The 22193-nt window shown below is 59.6% G+C and carries 21 protein-coding genes; 8 read left to right on the top strand and 13 right to left on the bottom strand.

Annotated elements, in window-relative coordinates; genetic code table 11:
* Positions 1-187: 187 nt before the first annotated feature.
* Entirely contained in the window at positions 188-1261 is a 1074-nt protein-coding gene (locus AC07OT_RS01690) for an NAD(P)-dependent alcohol dehydrogenase (protein ID WP_145338115.1), read from the bottom strand.
* Between the two features lie 218 nt (positions 1262-1479).
* Here AC07OT_RS01690 and AC07OT_RS01695 point away from each other — a divergent pair, with 218 nt between their 5' ends.
* The 5 genes from AC07OT_RS01695 to AC07OT_RS01715 all read left to right on the top strand — a co-directional run bounded on the left by AC07OT_RS01695 (position 1480) and on the right by AC07OT_RS01715 (position 6658).
* Entirely contained in the window at positions 1480-2043 is a 564-nt protein-coding gene (locus tag AC07OT_RS01695; protein ID WP_495107251.1) for a GNAT family N-acetyltransferase, read from the top strand.
* A 203-nt stretch (positions 2044-2246) separates the two neighbouring features.
* Positions 2247-3596: a sensor histidine kinase gene (locus AC07OT_RS01700; RefSeq protein WP_495107516.1), complete on the top strand. Its 1350-nt coding sequence runs from the start codon at positions 2247-2249 to the stop codon at positions 3594-3596.
* Entirely contained in the window at positions 3581-3967 is a 387-nt protein-coding gene (locus AC07OT_RS01705; RefSeq protein ID WP_065941451.1) for a response regulator, read from the top strand. Before AC07OT_RS01700 ends, AC07OT_RS01705 begins: the two co-directional genes overlap by 16 nt.
* 9 nt (positions 3968-3976) lie before the next feature.
* Complete coding sequence (locus AC07OT_RS01710; protein WP_495107252.1) at positions 3977-5221, top strand: EAL domain-containing response regulator; 1245 nt, start codon at positions 3977-3979, stop codon at positions 5219-5221.
* An 84-nt stretch (positions 5222-5305) separates the two neighbouring features.
* Positions 5306-6658: a cation:proton antiporter gene (locus tag AC07OT_RS01715; RefSeq protein ID WP_065941449.1), complete on the top strand. Its 1353-nt coding sequence runs from the start codon at positions 5306-5308 to the stop codon at positions 6656-6658.
* Here the strand turns inward: AC07OT_RS01715 and AC07OT_RS01720 are convergent.
* From AC07OT_RS01720 to AC07OT_RS01735, 4 genes are all read right to left on the bottom strand, one after another.
* Entirely contained in the window at positions 6649-6783 is a 135-nt protein-coding gene (locus tag AC07OT_RS01720; RefSeq protein WP_256097785.1) for a hypothetical protein, read from the bottom strand. The genes AC07OT_RS01715 and AC07OT_RS01720 overlap by 10 nt on opposite strands.
* 11 nt (positions 6784-6794) lie before the next feature.
* On the bottom strand, positions 6795-7007 hold the full coding sequence (locus AC07OT_RS01725; protein WP_495107253.1) for a hypothetical protein: 213 nt from the start codon (positions 7005-7007) through the stop codon (positions 6795-6797).
* Positions 7008-7153: 146 nt separating this feature from the next.
* Positions 7154-9214, bottom strand: a complete 2061-nt coding sequence (locus AC07OT_RS01730) for a dermonecrotic toxin domain-containing protein (protein WP_495107254.1) — start codon at positions 9212-9214, stop codon at positions 7154-7156.
* 113 nt (positions 9215-9327) lie between these two features.
* A complete protein-coding gene (locus AC07OT_RS01735; RefSeq protein WP_027605795.1) occupies positions 9328-9873 on the bottom strand; it encodes a hypothetical protein in 546 nt (181 codons plus the stop codon).
* A 452-nt stretch (positions 9874-10325) separates the two neighbouring features.
* On the opposite strand from AC07OT_RS01735, the gene AC07OT_RS01740 reads away from it, so the two are divergent.
* Together AC07OT_RS01740 and AC07OT_RS01745 are read left to right on the top strand one after the other, a co-directional pair.
* The gene (locus AC07OT_RS01740) at positions 10326-11735 is read left to right on the top strand and encodes a circularly permuted type 2 ATP-grasp protein (protein WP_495107255.1); all 1410 of its coding nucleotides are present in this window, start codon (positions 10326-10328) and stop codon (positions 11733-11735) included.
* Between the two features lie 2 nt (positions 11736-11737).
* Complete coding sequence (locus tag AC07OT_RS01745; protein WP_065941447.1) at positions 11738-12688, top strand: alpha-E domain-containing protein; 951 nt, start codon at positions 11738-11740, stop codon at positions 12686-12688.
* 4 nt (positions 12689-12692) lie between these two features.
* Here AC07OT_RS01745 and AC07OT_RS01750 read toward each other — a convergent pair whose 3' ends face one another.
* The 3 genes from AC07OT_RS01750 to AC07OT_RS01760 form a co-directional block, all read right to left on the bottom strand.
* On the bottom strand, positions 12693-13634 hold the full coding sequence (locus tag AC07OT_RS01750) for an alpha/beta fold hydrolase (protein WP_495107256.1): 942 nt from the start codon (positions 13632-13634) through the stop codon (positions 12693-12695).
* Between the two features lie 82 nt (positions 13635-13716).
* Positions 13717-15969, bottom strand: coding sequence for an ATP-dependent DNA helicase (locus tag AC07OT_RS01755; protein WP_495107257.1), 2253 nt, complete (start codon positions 15967-15969; stop codon positions 13717-13719).
* Positions 15966-17615, bottom strand: a complete 1650-nt coding sequence (locus tag AC07OT_RS01760; RefSeq protein WP_495101448.1) for a VRR-NUC domain-containing protein — start codon at positions 17613-17615, stop codon at positions 15966-15968. The genes AC07OT_RS01755 and AC07OT_RS01760 overlap by 4 nt, the downstream gene beginning before the upstream one ends.
* A 186-nt stretch (positions 17616-17801) precedes the next feature.
* Between AC07OT_RS01760 and AC07OT_RS01765 the strand changes: the two genes are divergently transcribed.
* Positions 17802-18026, top strand: a complete 225-nt coding sequence (locus AC07OT_RS01765; protein ID WP_065941443.1) for a YgdI/YgdR family lipoprotein — start codon at positions 17802-17804, stop codon at positions 18024-18026.
* A gap of 176 nt (positions 18027-18202) precedes the next feature.
* Here AC07OT_RS01765 and AC07OT_RS01770 read toward each other — a convergent pair whose 3' ends face one another.
* Genes AC07OT_RS01770 through AC07OT_RS01790 form a run of 5 tightly spaced genes read right to left on the bottom strand, consistent with a single transcriptional unit; the run spans position 18203 to position 22150 of the window.
* A complete protein-coding gene (locus tag AC07OT_RS01770; protein ID WP_181639929.1) occupies positions 18203-18625 on the bottom strand; it encodes a phage tail assembly chaperone in 423 nt (140 codons plus the stop codon).
* Complete coding sequence (locus tag AC07OT_RS01775; protein WP_495107258.1) at positions 18622-20094, bottom strand: hypothetical protein; 1473 nt, start codon at positions 20092-20094, stop codon at positions 18622-18624. The genes AC07OT_RS01770 and AC07OT_RS01775 overlap by 4 nt, the downstream gene beginning before the upstream one ends.
* Complete coding sequence (locus tag AC07OT_RS01780; protein WP_495107259.1) at positions 20094-20675, bottom strand: phage tail protein; 582 nt, start codon at positions 20673-20675, stop codon at positions 20094-20096. The genes AC07OT_RS01775 and AC07OT_RS01780 overlap by 1 nt, the downstream gene beginning before the upstream one ends.
* A complete protein-coding gene (locus tag AC07OT_RS01785; RefSeq protein WP_495107260.1) occupies positions 20668-21789 on the bottom strand; it encodes a baseplate assembly protein in 1122 nt (373 codons plus the stop codon). The genes AC07OT_RS01780 and AC07OT_RS01785 overlap by 8 nt, the downstream gene beginning before the upstream one ends.
* Complete coding sequence (locus AC07OT_RS01790) at positions 21773-22150, bottom strand: GPW/gp25 family protein (RefSeq protein WP_495107261.1); 378 nt, start codon at positions 22148-22150, stop codon at positions 21773-21775. Before AC07OT_RS01790 ends, AC07OT_RS01785 begins: the two co-directional genes overlap by 17 nt.
* Positions 22151-22193 lie beyond the last annotated feature (43 nt).

Consider the following 22193-nt stretch of genomic DNA (forward strand, 5'->3'; position numbering starts at 1 on the left):
TTTTGTCGTTCAGCCCCCTTTGATCAGAGCCGATTGCCACCGACTCTAATCAGATACATTTACTTACGCAAGCGCTTGCGCAGCCCGTTTGTCGCTAGAAGAAACGTTTCATCAAGCACATAAAGTGCAATTTTGGCATTTTTAACGTTTTGGCAGCAGGTGCTCAGGGTGTTCTGCGCGCGGGCTTTCAAGGCGTAATCGCGACTTTCATCACCCCATCGCGCTGATGGGCGAACAGTTCATAGGCCGCCTCGATGTCGTCGAGCTTGAAGCGGTGGGTCACCAGCGGAGACAGGTCCACCCCGCCGCTGGCGACCACCGCCATCAAGCGACGCATGCGTTCCTTGCCGCCGGGGCACAGGGTCGAGACGATGCTGTAATCCCCCAGGCCTGCGCCAAACGCGTCATAGGGGATGCGCAGGTCGCTGGAGTACACCCCAAGGCTGGACAAGCGGCCACCGGGACGCAGCACGCGCAAGGCCGATTCGAAGGTGCCTTGGGTGCCCAACGCCTCGATGGCCACATCCACGCCACGCCCGTCGGTCAGGGCCATGATCTGCTCGACCACATTGCCTTGCTTGAAGTCGACGATATGGGTCGCGCCCAGGCCACGGGCGACGCCCATGCGTTCGCTGACGCCGTCGACCCCAATGATCATCGACGCACCTTTGAGCCGTGCCCCCGCCACCGCGCACAAGCCGATCGGCCCGAGGGCAAACACCGCCACGGTGTCGCCAATGTTGACCTCACCACGCTCGGCACCGGAAAAGCCGGTGGACATGATGTCCGGGCACATCAGCACCTGCTCGTCGCTCAGGCCATCGGGGATCGGGCACAGGTTGGCCAGCGCATCGGGCACCAGGACGTATTCGGCCTGGCAGCCGTCGAGGGTGTTGCCGAATTTCCAGCCGCCGGCGGCACGGAAACCATGGCGGGTGTCGGGGCCGTCCTGGGCGCCGCAGCCGCACAGGCAGGCATAGCTCTGCCCGCTGGGCGTGATTGCGCCGGCGATCACCCGTTGCCCTTCGACGAAACCGCGCACCTGGGAGCCCAGCCGCTCGATGACGCCCACCGGCTCATGGCCCACCGTCAACCCTTTGGCCACCGGGTACTCACCGCGCAGGATATGCACGTCGGTGCCGCAGATGGTCGTGGTGGTGATCCGCACCAGGGCGTCCAGCGGGCCGACTTCGGGGATCGGTTTATCCTCGAGGACGATGCGGTTTTTCTCAACGAAGACAGCGGCTCTCATGGTTGCCATGGTGTGACCTCCTGCTGGGCATGTGGGGTGGAACCAGACTGCGCCGCGACGGCGCGCCGAACGTTGATCATCGTCAACCCTTTGCCGATGCACATGACCGAACGTCGCCTGCCCTGCCCGGCGGCCAGGCGTCTTGATGCAGATCAATGGCGCCCCTGCTCCCTGGGGCATGATCGAACAAGGCACTGTTGCCCGATGCTGACCGCCAGGAGCCCACCATGCCTACCCTCGAAGCACGCAACCGGCGGGCCGCCCTCGCCTACGCAGCGCAACCGAGACCCCACTGGATCGATCGGCTCGACGATGGCCGTCATGTGCTGGTGCGCCCCCTCGGCGCCGACGACCGTGAACGGGAATACACGTTCATCAAGGGCCTGTCCCGTGAATCGCGGCACGCGCGCTTCCTGGGGGAAATCAACGAGCCCGGCAAGACCCTGATGGACCAATTGATGGATGTCGATAACCAGCGACGCCTGGCCTTTATCGCCCTGGTGCACGACAACGGCCAGTTGATCGAAATCGGCGTGGCCCGCTATGCAGAGGCCAGGACGGATGAATGCGAATGCGCGGTCACCGTGGCCGATGCCTGGCAGCACCTGGGCCTGGGGCGCCTTTTGATGCTGCACCTGATGACGGCGGCCCGCGCCAATGGCTTCAAACGCATGTACACGGTCGACGCGGCAACCAATGCGCCGTTGCGCGAATTGAACCAGGCCTTGGGATTCCACAGCGTCATCGACCCGGATGACAGCACCCAGGTCATCAGCAGCGTGCTGCTCTAAGCCACGCCGCACGGTAACAGGGCGGCCCGCCGCCCTTTGCCGGCGTACACCCGTTTGAGTGTATCCATACCGTAGTGCGGACAGTATCTGCTATTGTCCGGGGATCTCATCTCCTCCTCATCGCGTCCACGCGATTTTCTGTGAGCATGCTCTGCGGCCCTGTCATCGACATGGCCGGGCCGATCTGCCTGGAAAACACCGCCATGGACAAACCCGTCACTGGACCACCGCTTGAAGCCCAATCACGGGCTGAAAAAATCGTCGAATTCAAACGCCAGAAAACCCTGCTGAAAACCGGTGCCCTGCAAGACGCAATCTTCAACAGCGCCTACTTCTCTAGCATCGCCACCGATGAAAAGGGCGTGATCCAGATCTTCAATGTCGGCGCCGAACGCATGCTCGGCTATGCCGCCGAGGATGTCCTCAACCGCATTACCCCCGCCGATATCTCCGACCCCGACGAACTGATCACCCGCGCCGCCGCCCTCAGCCTGGAGCTGGACACGCCGATCACGCCGGGCTTCGAAGCCCTGGTGTTCAAGGCGTCCCGTGGCATCGAAGATATTTATGAGCTGACCTATATCCGCAAGGACGGCAGCCGCCTATCGGCCATGGTCTCGGTGACGGCGCTGCGCAACCGTCACGACACCATCATCGGTTACCTGCTGATCGGCACCGACAACACCGCACGCAAACACGAAGAAGCCGAACGCAAGGGCTTTGAGCGCGCGCTGGAGGAAAAGAACCTGGAGCTGGAACATGCCAGCCATATGAAGTCCGAGTTCCTCGCCACCATGTCCCACGAATTGCGCACACCGCTGAATGCGGTGATCGGTTTTTCCGAGGCGTTGAAGGACGGGCTGGTGGGCGACATGAGTGAGACCCAGCGCGAATACATCGGCGACATCTTCACCAGCGGCCAGCACCTGTTGTCGCTGATCAACGACATTCTCGACCTGTCCAAGGTCGAAGCCGGGATGATGGACCTGGAGCTGGAAGCCGTAGAGCTGGCGGGCCTGCTGTCCAACAGCCTGTTGATCGTGCGCGAAAAAGCCGCCCTGCAACGCATCCAGTTGAAGCTCGAAAGCCAGGGCGACTTCGGCACACTGGCCCTGGACCTGCGCAAGACCAAGCAGATCATCTACAACCTGCTGGCCAATGCGGTGAAGTTCAGCGCCCACGGCAGTTCCGTGACCCTGGCGGTGCGCCAGGTGGCCCGCGCACAGGTCGGGCGAGTGCCCGGCGATTGGCCGATGCACGGGTTTGTCCTGCAACCCAGCGCCCACCAGCAGTTCCTCGAATTGAGCGTCAGCGACACCGGTATCGGTATCGCCGAGGAGGACATGGGCAAGCTGTTCAAGGCCTTCAGCCAGATCGACAGCAGCCTGGCGCGCAAATTCGAAGGCACTGGCCTGGGCTTGGCGATGGTCAAGCAACTGGTCGACCTGCACGGTGGCAGTGTTGCGGTGGCCAGCCGTGAAGGCCTGGGCGCCCGGTTTGTGGTGTGGCTGCCACTCCACCGCGGCACGGAGGCGCAATGGCCCATATCCTGATCGTCGAAGACAACGAGGCCAATATGCGCCTGGCCCGACTGCTGCTGGTCAACGTCGGGCACACGGTGGTGTGGGCCGCCGACGCCGAGAGCGGCCTGACCCTGGCCCGTGAAGCCCAACCGGCGCTGATCCTGATGGACATCCAGCTGCCGGGCATGGACGGCCTGGCCGCTACCGCGCTGCTCAAGCAGGACCCGCACACCGCCCATATCCCGGTGATTGCCCTCACCGCCATGGCCATGAAGGAAGACCGTGAAAAGACCCGGTTGGCCGGTTGCGATGCCTACATCAGCAAGCCGCTGCGCTACAAAGAGCTGTACCAGGTGATCGACACGCTGTTGCAACACACCACCCTCTCCCCCCTCAGATGAGTCCTCTCCATGGCCAGCCAACCCGCAACGCTGTTGATCGTTGATGACGAACCCCAGGTTCGCAAGCTGCTGGAAACCCTGTTGCAACACGAGGGCTACCAGACCCTGACGGCGGCCAGCGGCGAGGAAGCCTTGCAACTGGTGGCCAAACAGCCACCTGACCTGATCCTGCTGGACATCATGATGCCGGGCATGGACGGCTACGAAGTGGCCAGCCAGCTCAAGGGCGATGCGGCCACGGCGAGCATTCCGATCATCATGCTGTCGGCTCTCAGCGAGTCGAGTGCACGGGTCAGTGGCCTGGAAACCGGTGCCGAGGAGTTCATCAGCAAGCCGGTGGAGCGAGTCGAACTGTGGCTGCGCGTGCGCAACCTGCTGCGGCTCAAGAGCCACGGCGATCAACTCAAGCGCCATAGCCAGTTGCTTGAGCAGCAACTGCTACACCATGCCGGTGACAGCGCACGCATGAACGTGCACGACCTGGCCCGCCAGGACCTGGAAACCGCCCTGCGCCAGGCCGTGGAGCGCGAGGAATTCACCTTGCACTACCAGCCGAAAGTCGCTTTGGCCGACGGGCAGATCTGCGCCCTGGAGGCACTTCTGCGTTGGGAGCGCCCGGGTTACGGCGCGGTATCGCCAGCGGTGTTCGTGCCTGTTCTGGAAAGCCTGGGCTTGATCATGGAGGTGGGCCGTTGGGTGATCCGCAGCGTGTGCCAGCAGATTGCGACGTGGCAGCGCAGCGCGATCGGCGCCGTTGAGGTGTCGGTGAACGTCTCCGGTCATCAGTTGATCGAGGGCGACCTGATTGCCGATATCGCGCGCATTCTCACTGAGACCGGCGTCGAACCCCATTGGCTGGAAGTGGAACTGACCGAAGGCTCGCTGATGGAGAATACCCAGCACACCATCGCCAGCCTGCAACGCCTGCACGCCATGGGCGTGAAGATCTCCATTGACGACTTCGGTACCGGCTATTCGAGCCTGGCCTACCTGCGACGCTTCCCCATCGACACGCTGAAGATCGACATTGCGTTTATTCGCGAAGTCACCAGCAACCCCCAGGATGCCGCGATCACCCGCACCATTATCGAGTTGGCCCATAGCCTGAACCTGCGGGTGGTCGCCGAAGGTGTGGAAACCCAGGCGCAATTGGCATTCCTCAAGGAGGCGGGGTGCGATCAGATCCAGGGCTACCTGTTCAGCCGGCCGCTGCCAACTGAAGACCTGGAGCGCCTGCTGATCAATCGCCAATGAATTCAAAGCGACGCAATCACATTGAACCTGCAGTCGGCGACACGCCTCGAACGTGAATAGACCACGGCCCTGGATACCCTCCCGATGACTTTTATTCTATGGATGGCCGTCCTCGGTGCCGTGCTGCTGACCCTTGCCCTCACCTCCTCTTACCTGCGCTGGATGCCGGTGACCACCTCGGCGGTGTGCCTGTTGCTGGGCGTGGGCATCGGCCCCCTCGGCGTGGACCTGCTGCACCTGGATATCAAGCAGTCTGCCCGCTGGATGGAGCACCTCACCGAAGTCGCGGTGCTGTTTTCACTGTTCGTCAGCGGGCTCAAACTGCGCCTGCCCCTGGGCCATCGCACCTGGCGCATCGCGTTCGGCATGGCCGGGCCGGTCATGCTGTTGACCATCCTCGGCAGCTGCCTGGCGCTGCATTACGTGTTTGAACTGTCATGGGGGGTGTCGCTGCTGGTGGGTGCCATTCTCGCACCGACCGACCCGGTGCTGGCGGGGCTGGTGCAGGTCAATAATGCACAGGATTACGATGCGCTGCGCTTCGGTTTGTCTGGAGAAGCCGGGTTGAACGATGGCACGGCCTTTCCCTTTGTGATTTTTGCCTTGGTCTTCATGCAGCACGGCGGCTTTGATGGTGACTGGCTAGGCGGTTGGGCGTTGAAGAACCTGCTGTGGGCGGTGCCGGCAGGGCTGTTGATCGGTTACTGGATGGGCCGGGGCATTGGCCGCACGACCCTGTGGCTGCGCGTCAACAACAGTGATAGTACGCTCTCCCCCAATGACTACCTGACCCTCGCCCTGATCGCCCTGGCCTACGTGGTGGCCGAAGCGGTGGGGGGTTACGGCTTTCTGTCAGTGTTCGCCGCCGGGCTCGGGCTGCGTCAGGCAGAGTTCAGGTCAACCGGCCACTCGCACACGCCATCGGAGCATTTGGCGCTGCCGGTGGTGGGTCATCTTGAGGTGGAACCGGAGCACGCCCTGCAAGGGGATGTGAGCGAGCTGGCCGAGACCCAGATCGCCGCCGGCGTAATGATGGGCGACATGCTCTCGTTCGGCAGCCTGGTGGAGCGCTCGATGGAAGTGTTCCTGGTCACGGTGCTCGGCATCGTGCTGGCCAGTCATTGGGATTGGCGGGCATTGCCGTTGGCGGCGTTGCTGTTCTGCGTGATTCGACCGGTCAGTGTGTTTGCAATGCCCTGGGGCCGCCTGGTCGATCGCCAGCAGCGCGGGCTGATGGGCTGGTTCGGGATTCGCGGAATCGGCAGCATCTACTACCTGTTCTACGCGCTCAACCATGGCCTTGTCGGCACCAGCAGCGCGGTGGCGGTGAACCTGACGTTGTCAGTGATCGCCTTGAGCATCGTCGTTCATGGCTTGAGTACCCAGCCGATGCTCGCGTGGTATGAACGACGTGCCCAGGCGAAAGCTCAGTCCTGACGCTCGGTATTGCCCACATCCGCCGCGTCATCCAGATCATTGAGCGGTACTTCTGCATCATCCATCAGGGAACCCGGGTCTTCATTGCCCGGATCGTTGAGTTCTTCTTCCAGTTCTTTGGACATGACCGTCTCCTCTAACCGCCTTGGGTGTCGATATCGGCATCGGTTTCAGGCTTGGGCTCGCGCTCAGGCTTGAAGTCTGGACTGTAGTCGTTTTCCCTGGCTTTGGGGTCGGCGGCGGGTTTCGGGTCTTTCGGTGCATCGGCCGCCGTGCCTGGGGCCGGTTCGCCGCCGTCGATTGCCGGGTCGTTGCGGTTGCTGACTTGGGGATCATTGTCTGGGCACATGGGTCACCTCTGTTGAAAAAACGCAGCCTAGGTAAAGTTAAGGCCCCTTATGGCGCGATGAAGTTCCAATTGCTTCGCCATAGGCACCTGCTCAGTCGGCTGGTGCCTATGGAAACCTCAGAGCGCCTGCTTGCGTTATAAGCGTTTCAGCCCGCGGGTGAAAACGTGACTGGCCGATAGGTGAATGTCCAGGCTTTGATAGGGTTGTAATGCGGATTTTTCTTCGCGACTTTGAACGCCTGGCTGGCGAATTTGTATTCCACGTAGAAATTAGCGAGACCATCAACAGCCTTGCGCTCTACCGGAAGCAGCTGCTCTTCCCCTCCCAGGGTTCGTGAAATGTATTGTGTCGATTTGAGCTTGAGTTCGTTGATGAGCTCCGGTGTGACATAGGCCGACAGGGTGCCCTCGTAGCCCTTTACCGGCTTGCCGATCAGCTTGCTGAATTCGGCGGCAAAGGAGTTCTCTTTGCCATTGCCGGAGTAGCACATCAATAACCGCACATTGTCATATTCGCTGGGATCGACCCCTTTGGCTTTCAACGTATCCAATAACTCTTGTGGCGTGTGCGGCTTGCCGTCGTAAAAAATTCTCGTTGGTGTCTTGGTGTCAGTGCTCAATGTCCAGGTATTTGGCTCTTCGCCGTGCGCCAATATATTCAAACGCACCTTGGTGTCTTTTTTATTGAGATCGGCAAAGGTAAAGAGGCCATCACCCGCTTCCTTGAGATTCTCCATGGTGCCCCCCAACTTAATCAGTTGGCCGTTCTGAACAGACATTTCGCTCACAGGTTGTTTGCCGTTCACAGGGCTATGCGAGGTCTCCTCAGGCAACTTTTCTGTCGCGCCCGGTATCTTGGTCCGCACCGAACTTTTAGGTTTGCCAAGCATCTCTGAGGCAGGTATGTTTTTTCTGGCGGGGCTGTCAGGTTTCAATGCAAGCGCATCCGCCATGTCCCTCGTCTCTTGATCACTGAGCGGTTCATTTCTTATCGCCTTAGCAAGCAATGCCCCCAACATTCTTGCCTGCCCATAAAAAGGAACAAAACCCTGGGCTACGTTCCCAACGCCACTTAATATCGAATCCATTTCTACTTTTTCGAGACCGAACACCTTGCCGATCTGATTATTCTTATTCAAATCCAGCAGCAGTGCGCTGAAGGGATTATCCATGTAGCGCTCTATGCTGTCTGCGGTGCTTTTATCGACACCAAACACCTGCAATGCGTCGCCAATACCGTTGAAAGGATGTTCAAGGTGTGTCAGAAGTTCTTCGTACAGCCCTCGAATATCATTGGCGCCTACGTTATTGGCCGCCTCGTTCTCAACCTTTGCGGCGAATTCTCCGGCCGTCATCGGCACCAGCGGCTTGTAGGTATTCAAGCCCCCTTTGATAAAATAAAAATTCTCTTTTTTATCTTCTCCGATGAAGTTCCCATAAGCGTCATATGTATAAAGTACTTTTTCTCCGTCAGGCTTCACGCCGGAATAAAAAACACGCCCTTCAGGGCTGACGCGCTCTTTTTTAAGGCTGGTCAACCCGTTGACTTTAGCCGGAGGTTCAGAGTTTTGTTTATCCAGTCGATTGAATACATCTTCGCCCTCATTGGCATAGGGGCCAACGATGGCATTGATATCGTTATTCTTAAACCGGGTCATGGTGTCGATGACATGATTTTTTGCCCCGGTGCCACCCTCTGCAAAGTGCTGACTGAAAGAATCCAGCTGAGTGGTGTCACTCGCCACTGTTTTTAGCCAGTTATTCATCTCCTCCATGGTGTTGAATGCCTGAAATGAAGTACCGTCCTTTTGAGGAATGAAAAGCACGATATTGACGCTGTCTGTACGAGTAGGCACACGCTGCATGAAAATTATATCGCTGGCTTGTATACCATCCACGGCAAAAGTCTTGACTTGGACATTAGGCAAATTTTTTTTGCCCGGTGATAACAATGCTTCAACGATATTATTCGTGTCCGGTGTCACACGGCCACTAGTCAAATCCTTCACCAGAGCTTCACTCAACTTTTCCTGGGAATTTTTGAGCGTATAAGCGGTATGTGACGGCTCTGCGGTGCCAGAAGCCGTTGGGGCACCTGACGATTGCGTCTTGAACTTGAATTCATTACGGGGAGCAGACCAGGCAGAGGGAGCTATAGACATTAGTTTACCAAGATCGATGGAATTATCGGAGTAATGACTCAGCAACGCAGGATCCTTCCGGCGAGGTGATCGATCTTATGTGATTTTGTTATAGGAAATTGTTCCTACAGCAACTATTACTTATTGTTTCAACAGTAACTATCATCAGTTCCAAATGCCTAGGAGCCCGGATTATCCACCTGAATGTAAAACGCATACGCCCCCAGCAACACCCAGAACACCATGAACAGCCACGGCGCACGCATGGAGAACAACAGCGACTTGCGATAGCCCTTATGGGACGACTCCATTTCGGAAAACAGCGGCGACTCATCGTAGGCCATGCCCATCACCGGCTCGCTGCGCAGCAGTTCGCTCTGTTTATAGTGCCAGTGATCGATGATTTCATACGCGGCCCGAATCCCCGGCCAGGCATTCAGGGAACTGAGTATGCCGAGCAGCGTCAGGAACACCGGCACCACCAGGGTGAACAACTTGCCCCACTCGGGGTTGAGGTTGCCCATGCCGGAGACAAAGGCAATCACCAGGAACGACTGCGCCGTCAGGTAGGCATCGGTGCGGTTGGCAAGGATGGTGGTTTCGTATTGGATTTCGCGACGGTAGAAGTCCAGGCGGTCCTTGGGCGAGCCGAAGATCTTGGCGTTGTGCTCGCTGTGGTCGGCCAGGTTCGCTTCCGGGGTGTCGGGTGAAATGATTCTGGGCACATCCGTGCTCCCTGCTGGGTTCAAACCCCTTAGAAGAATCGGGTCGTGGCGAAGTTCAAGTTTGTTGCTGCACCATCTCTGTGCGCAAGCCGCTCCCTTATGGTGAGCAGCCTTGTCATGGCCTGCCTTTTTTCTGTGATAAGCGGGCTCACCACAGCAGTCCAGCTCCCCTCCCCAGCATTCCAGCTCACCACAACAGCCCAGCTCACCCCAGAAGGCCCGCTCACCACAATGGGAAATCAGCGCGGGATGCCCATTCCGGCACACGCATTGCTTTATCCATTCATCTGCCCGAATACAGGAACATTCGTTACCCCCCGACCCAGAGCCGACCCCATAAGAAAGTAAGGACCAGGCCCGGTGGCACCCTCAGCCACGGGCTCATAAAAAAATGCGTTTTTTAAAGCGGCAGTGCCACCCAAGGCAACCCTCGGCACTGACAAGGTACTGGAATGGCTCGATCTTTCTTCGATGAAATGAATGACGCAAACGGCGTGTGCCGTGCGCACTATCAGGACTTCTCCCGCTGGCTGGCCAACACGCCGCCGGAACTGCTGGCCCAGCGCCGTCGCGAAGCCGATCTGCTCTTCCATCGCGCGGGAATCACCTTCACCCTTTATGGCGACGAGCAGGATACCGAGCGCCTGATCCCCTTCGACATCATCCCCCGCAGCATCCCCGCCAGTGAATGGAGCGTGATCGAACGCGGCTGTATCCAGCGCGTCAATGCACTGAACATGTTCCTCGCCGACATCTACCACGACCAGCGCATCATCAAGGCCGGGATCATTCCGGCCGACCAGGTGCTGGGCAACGAGGGTTACCAGAAGGCCATGGTCGGCCTGGATCTGCACCGCGATATTTATTCCCACATCTCGGGGGTGGACCTGGTACGTGATGGCGACGGTACCTACTATGTGCTCGAAGACAACCTGCGCACCCCCAGCGGCGTGAGCTACATGCTCGAAGACCGCAAGATGATGATGCGCCTGTTCCCCGAGGTGTTCGCCAAGCAGCGTATCGCGCCGGTGGACCACTACCCCAACCTGCTGCTCAAGACCCTGAAAAGCTCCAGCCGCCTGGATAACCCCAATGTGGTGGTGCTGACGCCTGGGCGCTTCAACAGCGCGTTCTTCGAACATGCGTTCCTGGCGCGGGAAATGGGTGTGGAACTGGTGGAAGGCGCCGACCTGTTCGTGCACGACCTCAAGGTGTTCATGCGCACCACCGACGGGCCCAAGGCGGTGGACGTGATCTACCGGCGTATCGACGACGCCTTCCTCGACCCGCAGGCGTTCAACCCTGAATCCATGCTCGGCGTGCCAGGGCTGGTCGCGGCCTATTGCGCCGGCAATGTGGTGCTGGCCAATGCCATCGGCACCGGCGTGGCGGACGACAAATCGATCTATCCCTATGTGCCGGCGATGATCAAGTTTTACCTGGATGAAGAGCCGATCCTGCAAAACGTGCCGACCTTCCAGTGCCGCAAGCCGGATGAACTGTCCCACGTACTGGCCAACCTCGCCGACCTGGTGGTCAAGGAAACCCAGGGCTCCGGCGGCTACGGCATGCTGGTAGGCCCCGCTTCCAGCGCCGCCGAGATCGAAGACTTCCGCCAACGCATCAAGGCCCGCCCCCATGCGTATATCGCCCAACCGACCCTGAGCCTGTCCACCTGCCCGACCTTTGTCGAAAACGGCATCGCACCCCGGCATATCGACCTGCGGCCCTTTGTGCTCTCGGGCAAGGAAACCCGCCTGGTGCCGGGAGGCCTCACCCGTGTGGCACTGAAGGAAGGCTCGTTGATCGTCAACTCGTCGCAAGGCGGCGGAACCAAGGACACCTGGGTGGTGGAGGGCTGAGTATGTTGAGTAGAACCGCCGCAGATCTGTATTGGATGTCCCGCTACCTGGAGCGCGCCGAGAACCTGGCGCGCATGCTCGAAGTCAGTTACTCCCTGTCGCTGATGCCCCAGGCCGGGCGTAGCGATGGCCTGGACGAACTGGCGATGTCGTTGCTCAGCAGCGGCACCCTGGACAGTTACCTGGAGCGCCACCAAACCCTGGATGCCGAGCGCATGCTGCACTTCTTCGCCCTCGACGAAGAAAACCCGGCCAGCATCTACAACTGCCTGCGCGCCGCGCGGGGCAATGCCCATGCGGTGCGCGGACGCATCACTGCCGACATGTGGGAAAACCTCAACGCCACCTGGCTGGAAATGCGCAGCATCGCCGCCGGCGGCCTGGCACGCCATGGCATCAGCCACTTCTGTGACTGGGTCAAGCAGCGTTCGCACCTGTTCCGCGGCGCGACCTCGGGGACCATCATGCGCAACGACGCCTATCGGTTCATTCGCCTGGGCACCTTTGTCGAACGCGCGGACAATACCTTGCGCCTGCTGGACGCGCGCTACGAGATGTTCGGCGAAGAGTCGGAAGAAGTCAGCGACCTGTCGGCACGCGGGTATTACCAGTGGAGCGCCCTGCTCCGCGCGTTGTCGTCGTTCGAGGCGTATACGGAGCTGTATCCGAATGCGCTGAATGCGCGGTCGGTGTCGGAGTTGCTGTTATTACGCAGTGACGTGCCGCGTTCGTTGCATGCCTGTATCGAAGAGTTGAGTCATATCCTTGCGGACCTGCCCGGCAGTTACGGGCGCACCGCACAGCGCCTGGCGGCGGAGTTCGAGGCGCGGCTGAGGTATACCGGGATTGATGAGATTCTCGAAGACGGCCTGCATAGCCGTCTCACGGAGTTCATCGACACCGTGCGCGAGTTGGCGCGTGCGATCCACAGTTCCTACCTGGAAGTGGTCTGACGGTTCAGTGCCGACCCAGGAAATCGAGCAGCAACGTGTTAACCCGCGCGCCCTGCTCGTTCTGGATCCAGTGCCCGCAGTTGGCCAACACGTGCAGCTCCAACTGCGGCACGCATTCGGGCATGCGTTTGAGCGTATGGGCCTCGAATACGCCCACCGGGTCGCGGTCGCCAATCAGGAACAAGGTCGGTTGCAACACCTGGCGGCCGGCGAGGAATTCGGTGCGCTGCCAGTTGCGCTCGAAATTGCGGTACCAGTTCAACGGGCCGCGAAAGCCCTGTCCAGCGAAGGTTTCCACGTACACGTCGAGGTCCGCCGGTGTACACCAGCGCGGCAATGCACCGGGCGTTGAAGTGCCCTCAAGCAACGTGGCGGTGGCCGGTTTCTGCTGTAGAAACACATCCTGGTCCTGCATGAACAGGCGCAAGGTGCGTTCGATATCGGCATCCAACTCCTGCTCGGCCACTCCCGGTTCCTGGAAATACAGGATGTAATTGAAGCGGTCGGCATACAGCTCGCGCATGATGTCGATCACCGGCCGCCGAGCACGCCCGGCAAAAGGCACGGACATTGTGACCAACCGAGTGACGCGCTCCGGCTCGAGCAACGCCAGGTGCCAGGCCACCACGGCGCCCCAGTCATGGCCGACCATGGTGACCTGATCATGACCGAAGTGATCCATGGCCTGCTGGATATCGCCACACAGGGTCAACAGGTCATAGTCGGCAATCTCGGCGGGCGAACTCGATGGCCCGTAACCGCGCATTTGTGGGGCAAACACCCGATAACCTGCCGCGGCCAACGCCGGAATCTGTTCACGCCAGGAGTGCCAGCACTCGGGAAATCCATGGAGCAGCCAGATGGGGCGGCCCTGTTCCGGCCCCGCGACATGCACCCATAGCTCAATACCGTTTACAGGGATCTTTTGCGCGGGCAGTTGGCTCATGGTCGGTGCCTTTCCTGGAAGTTTTTGCCTAGCCTGGGGGATCCGTCGTGCAAGAACCAGCATTATTGATGGCAGGAATAGCTCAATAAACCGTCCACCATCCCGGCAACAACTGGCGGACCCGCGCCTCCCCGAACCGATCATCCATCAACATCACCACGCCCCGGTCGTGCTGGCTGCGGATCACCCTCCCCGCCGCCTGCACGACCTTTTGGATGCCGGGGTACAGGTAGGTGTAGTCGTACCCTGCGCCAAAAATCGCCGCTATGCGCAGTTTTATCTGCTCGTTGACCGGGTTGAGTTGCGGCAATCCCAGGGTAGCGATAAATGCGCCGATCAGGCGTGTGCCCGGCAAGTCGATGCCTTCACCGAACGCGCCGCCCAGCACGGCAAAGCCGACGCCTTGGCTGTGCTCGGTGAATTGGTCGAGAAAGCCTTGGCGTTCGGCCTCGGCCATGCCCCGCGACTGTTGCCACAGCGGGATCTGCGGGTGTGTTTCGGCAAGCAGTTGCGCCACCTGTTGCAGGTAATCAAAGCTTGAGAAAAACGCCAGGTAGTTGCCCGGTTGCCGGGCAAACTGACGGGCGATCAGCTCGACAATCGGCGCCAGCGAGGCTTGGCGATGCACGAAGCGGGTGGAGATGTCGTCAACGATGCGCACGTGCAGTTGTTCGGCCTTGAACGGCGATTCCACGTCGACCCAGGCCGTGTCCGCTGGCAACCCCAGCAGGTCGGCGTAATAGTGGCGAGGGCTCAAGGTGGCGGAAAACAACACGCTGCTGCGGGCCGCCGTCAAGCGCGGCCGGATGAATTCGGCGGGTACCACGTTGCGCAGGCACAGGGTCGAGCTACTGCGTTTGCCGCCGAGCTGGCGCTTGCTGATGTCGAAGATGAAGTGCTCGCTGAACAGCTCGGCGACCTTGGTAAATTGCAGCGCTTCGAAGTAGAAGGCTTGCAGGTCACCGCTGAGGGCTTCGGGGTGGTCGTTGAAGTAATCGCCCAGGGCGCTGGTGCACAGGTTCAGGGCCTGGAGCAGTTTGTCCGGGCGCAAGCTGTAGGCCTGGTATGGCGCGAGCTGGTCCTTGTGCAGGGCGTTCCATTCGCGGTTGAGGCGCTGCAGGGGTTTCTTCAGCGGCTCGGGCGCGGTGTCCCGCAGGATCTTCAGGCTGTACTGGTCGAGGCTGGCGCTGTACATCGAGCGGGCGCGCTCGACCAGGTTGTGGGCTTCGTCCACCAGCACGGCAGCGCGCCATTGGTTGAGCTGGGCCAGGCCAAAGAGCATGGCGCCGAAGTCGAAATAGTAGTTGTAGTCGGCGACCACCAGGTCTGCCCAGCGCGCCATTTCCTGGCTCAGGTAATAAGGGCATACCCCGTGAGCGAGGGCGACATCGCGCAGGTTGCGCTGGTCGAGCAGGCGCACCTTGGACGCGGCGATGCGTGCGGCGGGCAGGCGGTCGTAGAAGCCTTTGGCCAACGAGCAGGAGTCGCCGTGGCAGGCTTTGTCCAGGTGTTCGCAGGCCTTGTCCCGCGCCACCAGTTCGAGAACGCGCAGGGGCAGGTCGCTGCTGGCATGCAGCACCGTGGCGGCATCGAGGGCGAGTTTGCGACCGGGGGTCTTGGCGGTGAGGAAAAACACCTTGTCCAGTTGCTGGGGCGCCAGGGCCTTGAGCAGCGGGAAGATCGTGCCGATGGTCTTGCCGATGCCCGTTGGCGCCTGGGCCATCAGGCAACGGCCGGTGCTGACAGCCTTGTACACCGACTCGGCCAGAGTGCGTTGGCCGGGGCGAAAATCGGCATGGGGGAAACGCAAGGTCTGCGCCGCAGCGTTGCGCGCTTCGCGGTGCTGCATTTCCTGGCGGGCCCAGCCGAGAAACAGCGCACATTGCTGATTGAAGAACGCTTGCAGCTCGTCCGCCTGGAAACGTTGATTGAGCAGGGTTTCGCCTTCGCCGACGATATCGAAATACACCAGCGCCACGTCGATATCCGTGAGGCCAAGCTTCTGGCACATCAACCAGCCGTACACCTTGGCCTGGGCCCAATGCAGTTGCCGGTGGTTGGCGGGTTGGGCAGCCAGGTCGCCGCGATAGGTCTTCACCTCCTCCAGGCGATTGGCGTCCGGGTCATAGCCGTCTGCCCTGCCCCGCACCTTCAGTTGCTGGTAGTCGCCTTCGAGGGCCACTTCGTTCTGGTAGTGCGCGCTGCGACGCGACGCGACGGTGCGATGGCCCGCTATACCTTCCTGGGCGCTGGGCGACGGGGTAAAGCGCAGGTCCAGGTCGCCCACCTTGGCGGTGAACTCACACAGCGCCCGCACGGCTACGCTGTAGCTCACGCGGGTTGCTCCGCCCAGCGTACGTAGCAGACGGTGACGGGCATCTGGTATTCGCCGCAGAACTCCAGCCAACGCAACTGGTTGTCTTGCAAGCGGTCGCCAGGGCCCTTGACCTCGATCATGCGATAGGTCTTCTGCGCCGGCCAGAACTGGATCAGGTCCGGCATGCCGGCACGGTTGGCGCGGATATCCAGCAGCAAGCGTTCGAACCAGTAGCGCAGGTGTTCGGCCGGCAGGCAGGCCAAGGCTTGTTCCAGCAGGTCTTCACTGAGCAGGTTCCAGAACACAAAGGGCGACTGGATCCCCCACTTATCGAGGTAGCGTTGGCGGATGGTGGTCGTGTAGCGCCCGTCCTGCAGTTGCGCAAAACACGCGTCAAACAGGGGGACGCGGCGCGCGTGGAAGTCTTCGCTGTGCAGGTCCGCCGGCCCACGCTGGAACGGGTGGAAAAACGCCCCCGGCAGCGGCGCGAAGATCGCCTCCCAGCACAGCAGGCCGAACAGCGAATTGATCAGACCGTTCTCGACGTAGTGCACCGGTGCATCAGGTGCGCTCAGGTGGGCCTGGACACAGGACTCCACCGACATCAACGGCTCCGGCAGCGCAAGTTCCAGGTCCAGGCGCGTGACTTCACGGGATTTGAGCGTCGGCAGCCGGGGTTCGCCCAGCTTGCGCCGCAGGCGGGGCATCACGCGCAACAGGTGCTGCTGTTCGGCGGCACTTTCCGGTGCCTGTTGCGCGACGCTTGCCAGGGCCATGGCCTGGACGTAATCCTCCTGGCGCTCCAGCACGCGAATCAGCCGCGCGCGGGCGCCGGGGTAGGCGCAGGTGCGGTAGATCTGCTGCGCCAGGTCCAACTCGGCACTGCGCTCGCAATACTGGCCGAGCTGGAACAACAGCTTGGCCCGGCGCTTTTCCAGCCAGGGGTTGTCGGTGTTCAGCGTGGCCACTTCAGCCAGCACCTGCGCCAGCGCCTCACCGCGTTCAAACGCCTGCTGGCATTGGTGCAGGAACAGAAAACCGTGCACGTCGGCGCGGCTGCGCAACCCCCGCGATTCGGCGCAGAACTCGACTTTTTCATAGGTGTAGATGCCCAGGTCGGCGAGGACGAACTCGGACCAATCCTGGTGCAGGTTGCCGAAGAACATCAGCCGCAGGCGGTCGCATAACTCCATCACGGTGAGGCTGTACAGCGTGTCGGCCAGGTCCGGGCACCAGTCGGCGAAACGGCGCGTGTCGGTGAACTGCGCCGCCAACCCGTGCAGCCAGTCGGCCTTCCTGCCCTTGGGCTGGTCGATCCAGGGGGCGAAGGTGCTGAGGATCTCGCCTTTTTGCAGCAAGGCGAATAATGCTTCAAATGCCAGAAGATGGTTGTCGTCCACCCATCCCAATTCCCGCAAAGGCGCGGCAGCGGCATGGGGGCAACCAATCTCCGCGTAGTGCAGCTTGCCCGCACGAAAATGCACGCCCTTGCGCATCACCATGCGCACCAACAGCGCCTGGGACGCTTGCGGCAACCTGTCGAATTGCTGAATGAAATGCTGTTCGTCAGGGTCGAGCAGATCGGCATAGCGTTGCCCCAGCCAATGCAGGACCTGGCGGAAGTTATGCAGGTAATAGAGCGGATCGTCGAGGGGATTGGGCATGGCGGGCGCAGGTCAAATACTGGTTATGCATACAGAGTGCCGCTCCCCATACTGTGTTGCAATCGGTAATAGATAAATGGCGCACGCAACTTTTTGTATAAAAGTGATCAGATGGGGGAGTCGATGGCGTAAAATTTATGGCCCGCAGCCTTGGCGCGGGACTTTTCAGGGTTAACGGTAAGGGTTATGAACATGAAGAATTTGGGGCTGCCACTGGTTGCACTCACTTTTCTGGTATTGGCCGGTTGCGCGACGCAAACCGTAGTGACGCTGCAAAATGGCACGCAGTATTTGACCAAAGACTCTCCAAAAACCAAGACGGCCGATGGTTTCTACGAGTTCACCGACATTGCCGGTAAACACATCCGTGTCAAAGCCGACGATGTGGCGACAGTGCGCAAGGAGGACTGATTTCCAGCGGCCCGCACTGATCAAATGTGGGAGAGGGCTTGGCCCCCTCCTGACGCCGCGCGCGAAAAAATCGCGCCCTAACGTGAGATAAATAGCTTCAGGTTCTTTTGCGTCTGCTGCAACAGAATATCAAAACAGCCCGACTGAATCGGGCCGCTTAGCCGCCTCTTACTTTTTCAAATTCGTCCTGCCAGCCAAGATGGTACAGAGGGGCGATGCTCAATCAGGGGAAACTCTCCCGCTTCCGGCCAACTGCGCAGCGCTCGGCGGTAAGCCTGTAGGTCTGTGTACTGCTCGGGTGTTAACGTGGTTTTCACCCCGTCCTCCAATTCATCACGGTGCCGCGAGACAACACCGTCAGTCTGAGCAAGCTGTTCGTCACGCCATGCACGCTCAACCGCCGCTAGAAGGTCTGGGGATGGCGCCGGTGGAACAATTAATTTCGGATAGCCTCTTTCATCGGAAGCAATCACCTGGCCGTCAGCCTGCCCTTGCAGCAGCGCGGCATGTTCTTCCTCCGTAATTTCTACACCGTCGCTGCCACGGGGAAGGAACAGGAAACGCTGATCCTCAGCCAACCACTTAGCCCAAATAGTCATGCGACTTGTCCTTTTGCAATGTAATGGCAGATAGTCGATGCGAGGTTACAGTGGCCGTTGAATCCCGAAACGGTAGCGGAGTCGTGCCAGGCGGAAACCGCCGCCGTTGAGGTGCTAACCGGCGTTATCACCAGCTGACTGATCGATCCAAACCCCAAAGGGAATGTTACGTTTACCGGCGCTCCGGGTGTAGGGCTGGACGTGAATGTTCCCCGGCATTCTTGCTGGCCGCTCGGTAGCCTCTGATAACCGGTAACCCCGGACGACCCAGCCATTGAGAATGCGTATTTAAGCGCCATTGAACCGCCAACCAATCGCCACTCGCCCGTCAGCCTCGCCAGTACCGCCGAATCACCTTGTCCAAGGACAACGGCAATTGCACTGCCGCTCAAGTTCGTAAGAGCTTCGCCGTTCGAAGCCAGCAGGGTTACAGTTCCGACCGCACTGTTTACCACCATAATCGCGCCACCAGACGCGATTGGCGCAGTGAGTGGAAAGGTCAGGTTGACTGGTGTTGCAGACCCGATATTTACGATGCCGCCAACACTTCCATTGCCCAATACCGTACTGGCGGTGAACGTGCTGAAGCTTGACCATTCGAACCCCATCCGCTTTACAAACTCAGTGGTTGCAAACGCTTGGCTGTTGTCGAACTGTGGTCTTGTTGTCCAGTTTGATCCGGACATTACGGCCGCGTATTTAAGGGCCATGGAGCCGCCACGCAAGCGCCAGGAGCCAGAGACTTTCACAAGCGCGGCGTTATCCCCTGATCCTAAGACGACAGCTATCGCACCCGCGAATGGGGACGTCAGAACGTCCAACCCGGTAGTCAGAACAGTTACCGCACCTGCTCCTGCATTCACGACGTCGACCGTCGCCCCGTCCGGTACCCCTGCGGTCGGCGGTAAAGTAATGTTAATAGGTGCAACAGATGCTGCGGCCACAACACCGCCAATGCTTGAAGCCCCCAGCGTTGTGCTGGCGGTAAGCGGCGCGAAGCCCGAATACTCGACGCCCATTCGCTTTGTAAACTCGGTAGTGGCGAGCGATTTGTCCTTGTCAAATTGAGGCGCGGTAATTCCCTCTGGCAGGTCATTCGCGCCAAGTGCAGCCCCACCAGTGACAAGGCCCTTGGCATCGACCGTTACCTTTGCGTAACTGCCTGCAGTAACCCCACTGTTCGCCAAGGTCAGGGTGATTTCGGTATCTGCACTCCCGTCGAAGCTACCTGTGCCTGTTGCGGCACCTTTTAACTTCAGATTTCGAGCTGTCTCCAACCGAGCGGTCTTACCAACCGAGGTCACACCCCCTACAATTTTATCGAGCTGATCCTTGAGCCACTTCGTGCGGTTCGCAAGCTGCTTACCCTGGAGGTTGTCTATCCCCTCAGGGCCTCCTAACACCGGATCGGACGTTTCCAGTTGGTAGATACCAAGCGTCCATTCATTTGACTCGGGTAGATTGGCCATTAGCTGCTCCCATGGTTGTATTGGCCGTCCCGGCGCGCTGAGCCGTTATGCCTGATAGCCACGGACTGATAGTCCAAGGCAGCCAGCTTGCAACGTGCAGGTGCGACGGAAAGAAGAAGGCGGCGCAGTAGCGCAGCCTGGTCATTGGTGATGGCTCTCTTCAAAAAGACTCGGTAAAGCGGCCAGGCGGATGGATCACCATGAACATGAGTACCTGTTCTGTTGATAGATCCGTTGCGGATTTGATTGTTGAGGCCTTCTTGGATTGTTACCTCCCCGAATCCGAGCAGGCGAATCACTTCACGGATCGCCCAGGGAGTGCCCTTGTAGCGGTGCAGTTCGGCAGAGTTCTTGATCAGGTTACGCTTGGCTTCCTCCGACTCGGCCAATAGCCAGGCAGCCTCATCGAGCAGTGAAAACTGGTCGGCCAGTACTGGTAGCAACGTCGGCTGTACCAGGTCAACCAAGTAAACCAGCATCGAATTCAGATCCAGAGCGCCCAAAGCCTCGTCGAGTAGCTCCAACAGCAAAGCAAAGCGCTCATCCCCCTCCAGAGCAGGTGGCAACTGCTGCTTAGCCATTGGCAACGCCTGCATCGAATAACGCTATAGATGTGCAGTTCGCCCATTCATTGCCTTCAACCACACGTGGCGCACTCGGGAACTCCAGATCTGCCCGATACACCCCATTAACCTGGAGTACGGCAATCAACTGTTCCTGGATAAGATCACGGCCCAGGCCCGCACGCCGTTCAACGGCATAGGCATCCGCTGCCGCACGGGCAGCCAACATTGCGCCAGCACGATCAGCGGTTGCATAGAACGTTATATGGGCCTTGATCTGATAGCTGATCTCCAAGGGGGCATAGGCGTGCACCGTGTCACACAAGGGCCTTAGCTTTTCGCCTGTGACCTGGTCTTTGATCTGCTGCAACAGGTCCGCCGAAGGCAGTCCTGTGTTCGTCAGTGGATACAATGCGACATGGCCAGGTGGTTGGCCCTCGTCAGGACCCTGGACCTCTACATCTATAATTGACTGATGCACAGCCAGCGCGTGATAACGGTACGCACCACGGCTTCCGGCATTGCTGAAGGCCTCGGGTGCCAGAATGATGCGCTCGCGATAGCGGTCATCACTCTCGTCCTCTGCACCGTCAGCGGTCACGTTGGTGTTACTAGCGACCAAACTTTGCGCCGGGGGATTACCAATACTGCTGATCTGGCCGACGGCCCAGCCGTTGCCTTGCTCACCCGCGACAAGGCACGTTGCTGTAACACTGACATTAGTCTGCCCTACGGCAATCATGACATCCTGGTCCGTCAGGAACGTCAGTTTGGTGTCCTGGGTACTGACCCGAGTGCCAGCAATGATCAACAACGGCTGCTGAACAGCTGCTGGCAGACTGAACCGCATGATGCAGCGCGCCGGTTTTGCCAAAAGTCGAGGTGTAGCCACCAACTCGCCCAGGTAATCAAGGATTGCGCCATTCGAGAAACGCACGAGCAGCTGCTCGCCAGCATTCTGAATACCCATCTGTAGACGGGTAACGGCATAAGCGATCTGGTCTATAAACAGTCGCTCAACTTGAGCCGGGTACAGGGTCTTTTTGGACTTTTCCTCATATCGAGCGATCAGGCTTGCCTCATTGGCAGCTGGATCAATCTCAATAAATACCGGTTTAGGCAGCTCGCGCATAAGGCACCTCGGTCAATTGAGGTATGCCGTCGGCTACACGCCATCGCACACGCACAGTGATGTGTTCGACATCAATGCTGACTTGCACCTGGACGACTGTTACGCGGGTTTCCCAGCGACGGATTGCGTCGACGGCTTCACGCACCAGGTGCGGAGTGACTCGGTTTGTGGGCCAGTCGATATATAGATGTAGGTCGCTGCCGAACTCTGGCCGGTGGGCATCGCTGCCCTTGGGCGTGGTCAGGATAATGCGGATAGCCTGGTCGATGTCGCGCAGGCCTTCGACCACCTCGCCGGACGTGCCGAGGGTGGGCTGCCAATGGGCGGCGGCGATGCTGGTGTAGGGAGTGGGCGTTTTCATGCACCCAATGATGCAAAATGCCTAGCGTGTTGGCTTTTAATCG

The organism is Pseudomonas sp. GW821-FHT09C10, assembly GCF_059418085.1.

Excerpts from the sequence above, each read along its gene's own strand:
- AC07OT_RS01725 (WP_495107253.1), bottom strand. The coding sequence starts at position 7,007 with ATGTGCCCAGACAATGATCCCCAAGTCAGCAACCGCAACGACCCGGCA.
- AC07OT_RS01775 (WP_495107258.1), bottom strand. The coding sequence starts at position 20,094 with ATGGCCAATCTACCCGAGTCAAATGAATGGACGCTTGGTATCTACCAA.
- AC07OT_RS01715 (WP_065941449.1), top strand. The coding sequence starts at position 5,306 with ATGACTTTTATTCTATGGATGGCCGTCCTCGGTGCCGTGCTGCTGACC.
- AC07OT_RS01705 (WP_065941451.1), top strand. The coding sequence starts at position 3,581 with ATGGCCCATATCCTGATCGTCGAAGACAACGAGGCCAATATGCGCCTG.
- AC07OT_RS01790 (WP_495107261.1), bottom strand. The coding sequence starts at position 22,150 with ATGAAAACGCCCACTCCCTACACCAGCATCGCCGCCGCCCATTGGCAG.
- AC07OT_RS01695 (WP_495107251.1), top strand. The coding sequence starts at position 1,480 with ATGCCTACCCTCGAAGCACGCAACCGGCGGGCCGCCCTCGCCTACGCA.
- AC07OT_RS01690 (WP_145338115.1), bottom strand. The coding sequence starts at position 1,261 with ATGGCAACCATGAGAGCCGCTGTCTTCGTTGAGAAAAACCGCATCGTC.
- AC07OT_RS01785 (WP_495107260.1), bottom strand. The coding sequence starts at position 21,789 with ATGCGCGAGCTGCCTAAACCGGTATTTATTGAGATTGATCCAGCTGCC.
- AC07OT_RS01710 (WP_495107252.1), top strand. The coding sequence starts at position 3,977 with ATGGCCAGCCAACCCGCAACGCTGTTGATCGTTGATGACGAACCCCAG.
- AC07OT_RS01700 (WP_495107516.1), top strand. The coding sequence starts at position 2,247 with ATGGACAAACCCGTCACTGGACCACCGCTTGAAGCCCAATCACGGGCT.
- AC07OT_RS01780 (WP_495107259.1), bottom strand. The coding sequence starts at position 20,675 with ATGGCTAAGCAGCAGTTGCCACCTGCTCTGGAGGGGGATGAGCGCTTT.
- AC07OT_RS01740 (WP_495107255.1), top strand. The coding sequence starts at position 10,326 with ATGGCTCGATCTTTCTTCGATGAAATGAATGACGCAAACGGCGTGTGC.
- AC07OT_RS01745 (WP_065941447.1), top strand. The coding sequence starts at position 11,738 with ATGTTGAGTAGAACCGCCGCAGATCTGTATTGGATGTCCCGCTACCTG.
- AC07OT_RS01765 (WP_065941443.1), top strand. The coding sequence starts at position 17,802 with ATGAACATGAAGAATTTGGGGCTGCCACTGGTTGCACTCACTTTTCTG.
- AC07OT_RS01750 (WP_495107256.1), bottom strand. The coding sequence starts at position 13,634 with ATGAGCCAACTGCCCGCGCAAAAGATCCCTGTAAACGGTATTGAGCTA.
- AC07OT_RS01720 (WP_256097785.1), bottom strand. The coding sequence starts at position 6,783 with ATGTCCAAAGAACTGGAAGAAGAACTCAACGATCCGGGCAATGAAGAC.
- AC07OT_RS01770 (WP_181639929.1), bottom strand. The coding sequence starts at position 18,625 with ATGACTATTTGGGCTAAGTGGTTGGCTGAGGATCAGCGTTTCCTGTTC.
- AC07OT_RS01760 (WP_495101448.1), bottom strand. The coding sequence starts at position 17,615 with ATGCCCAATCCCCTCGACGATCCGCTCTATTACCTGCATAACTTCCGC.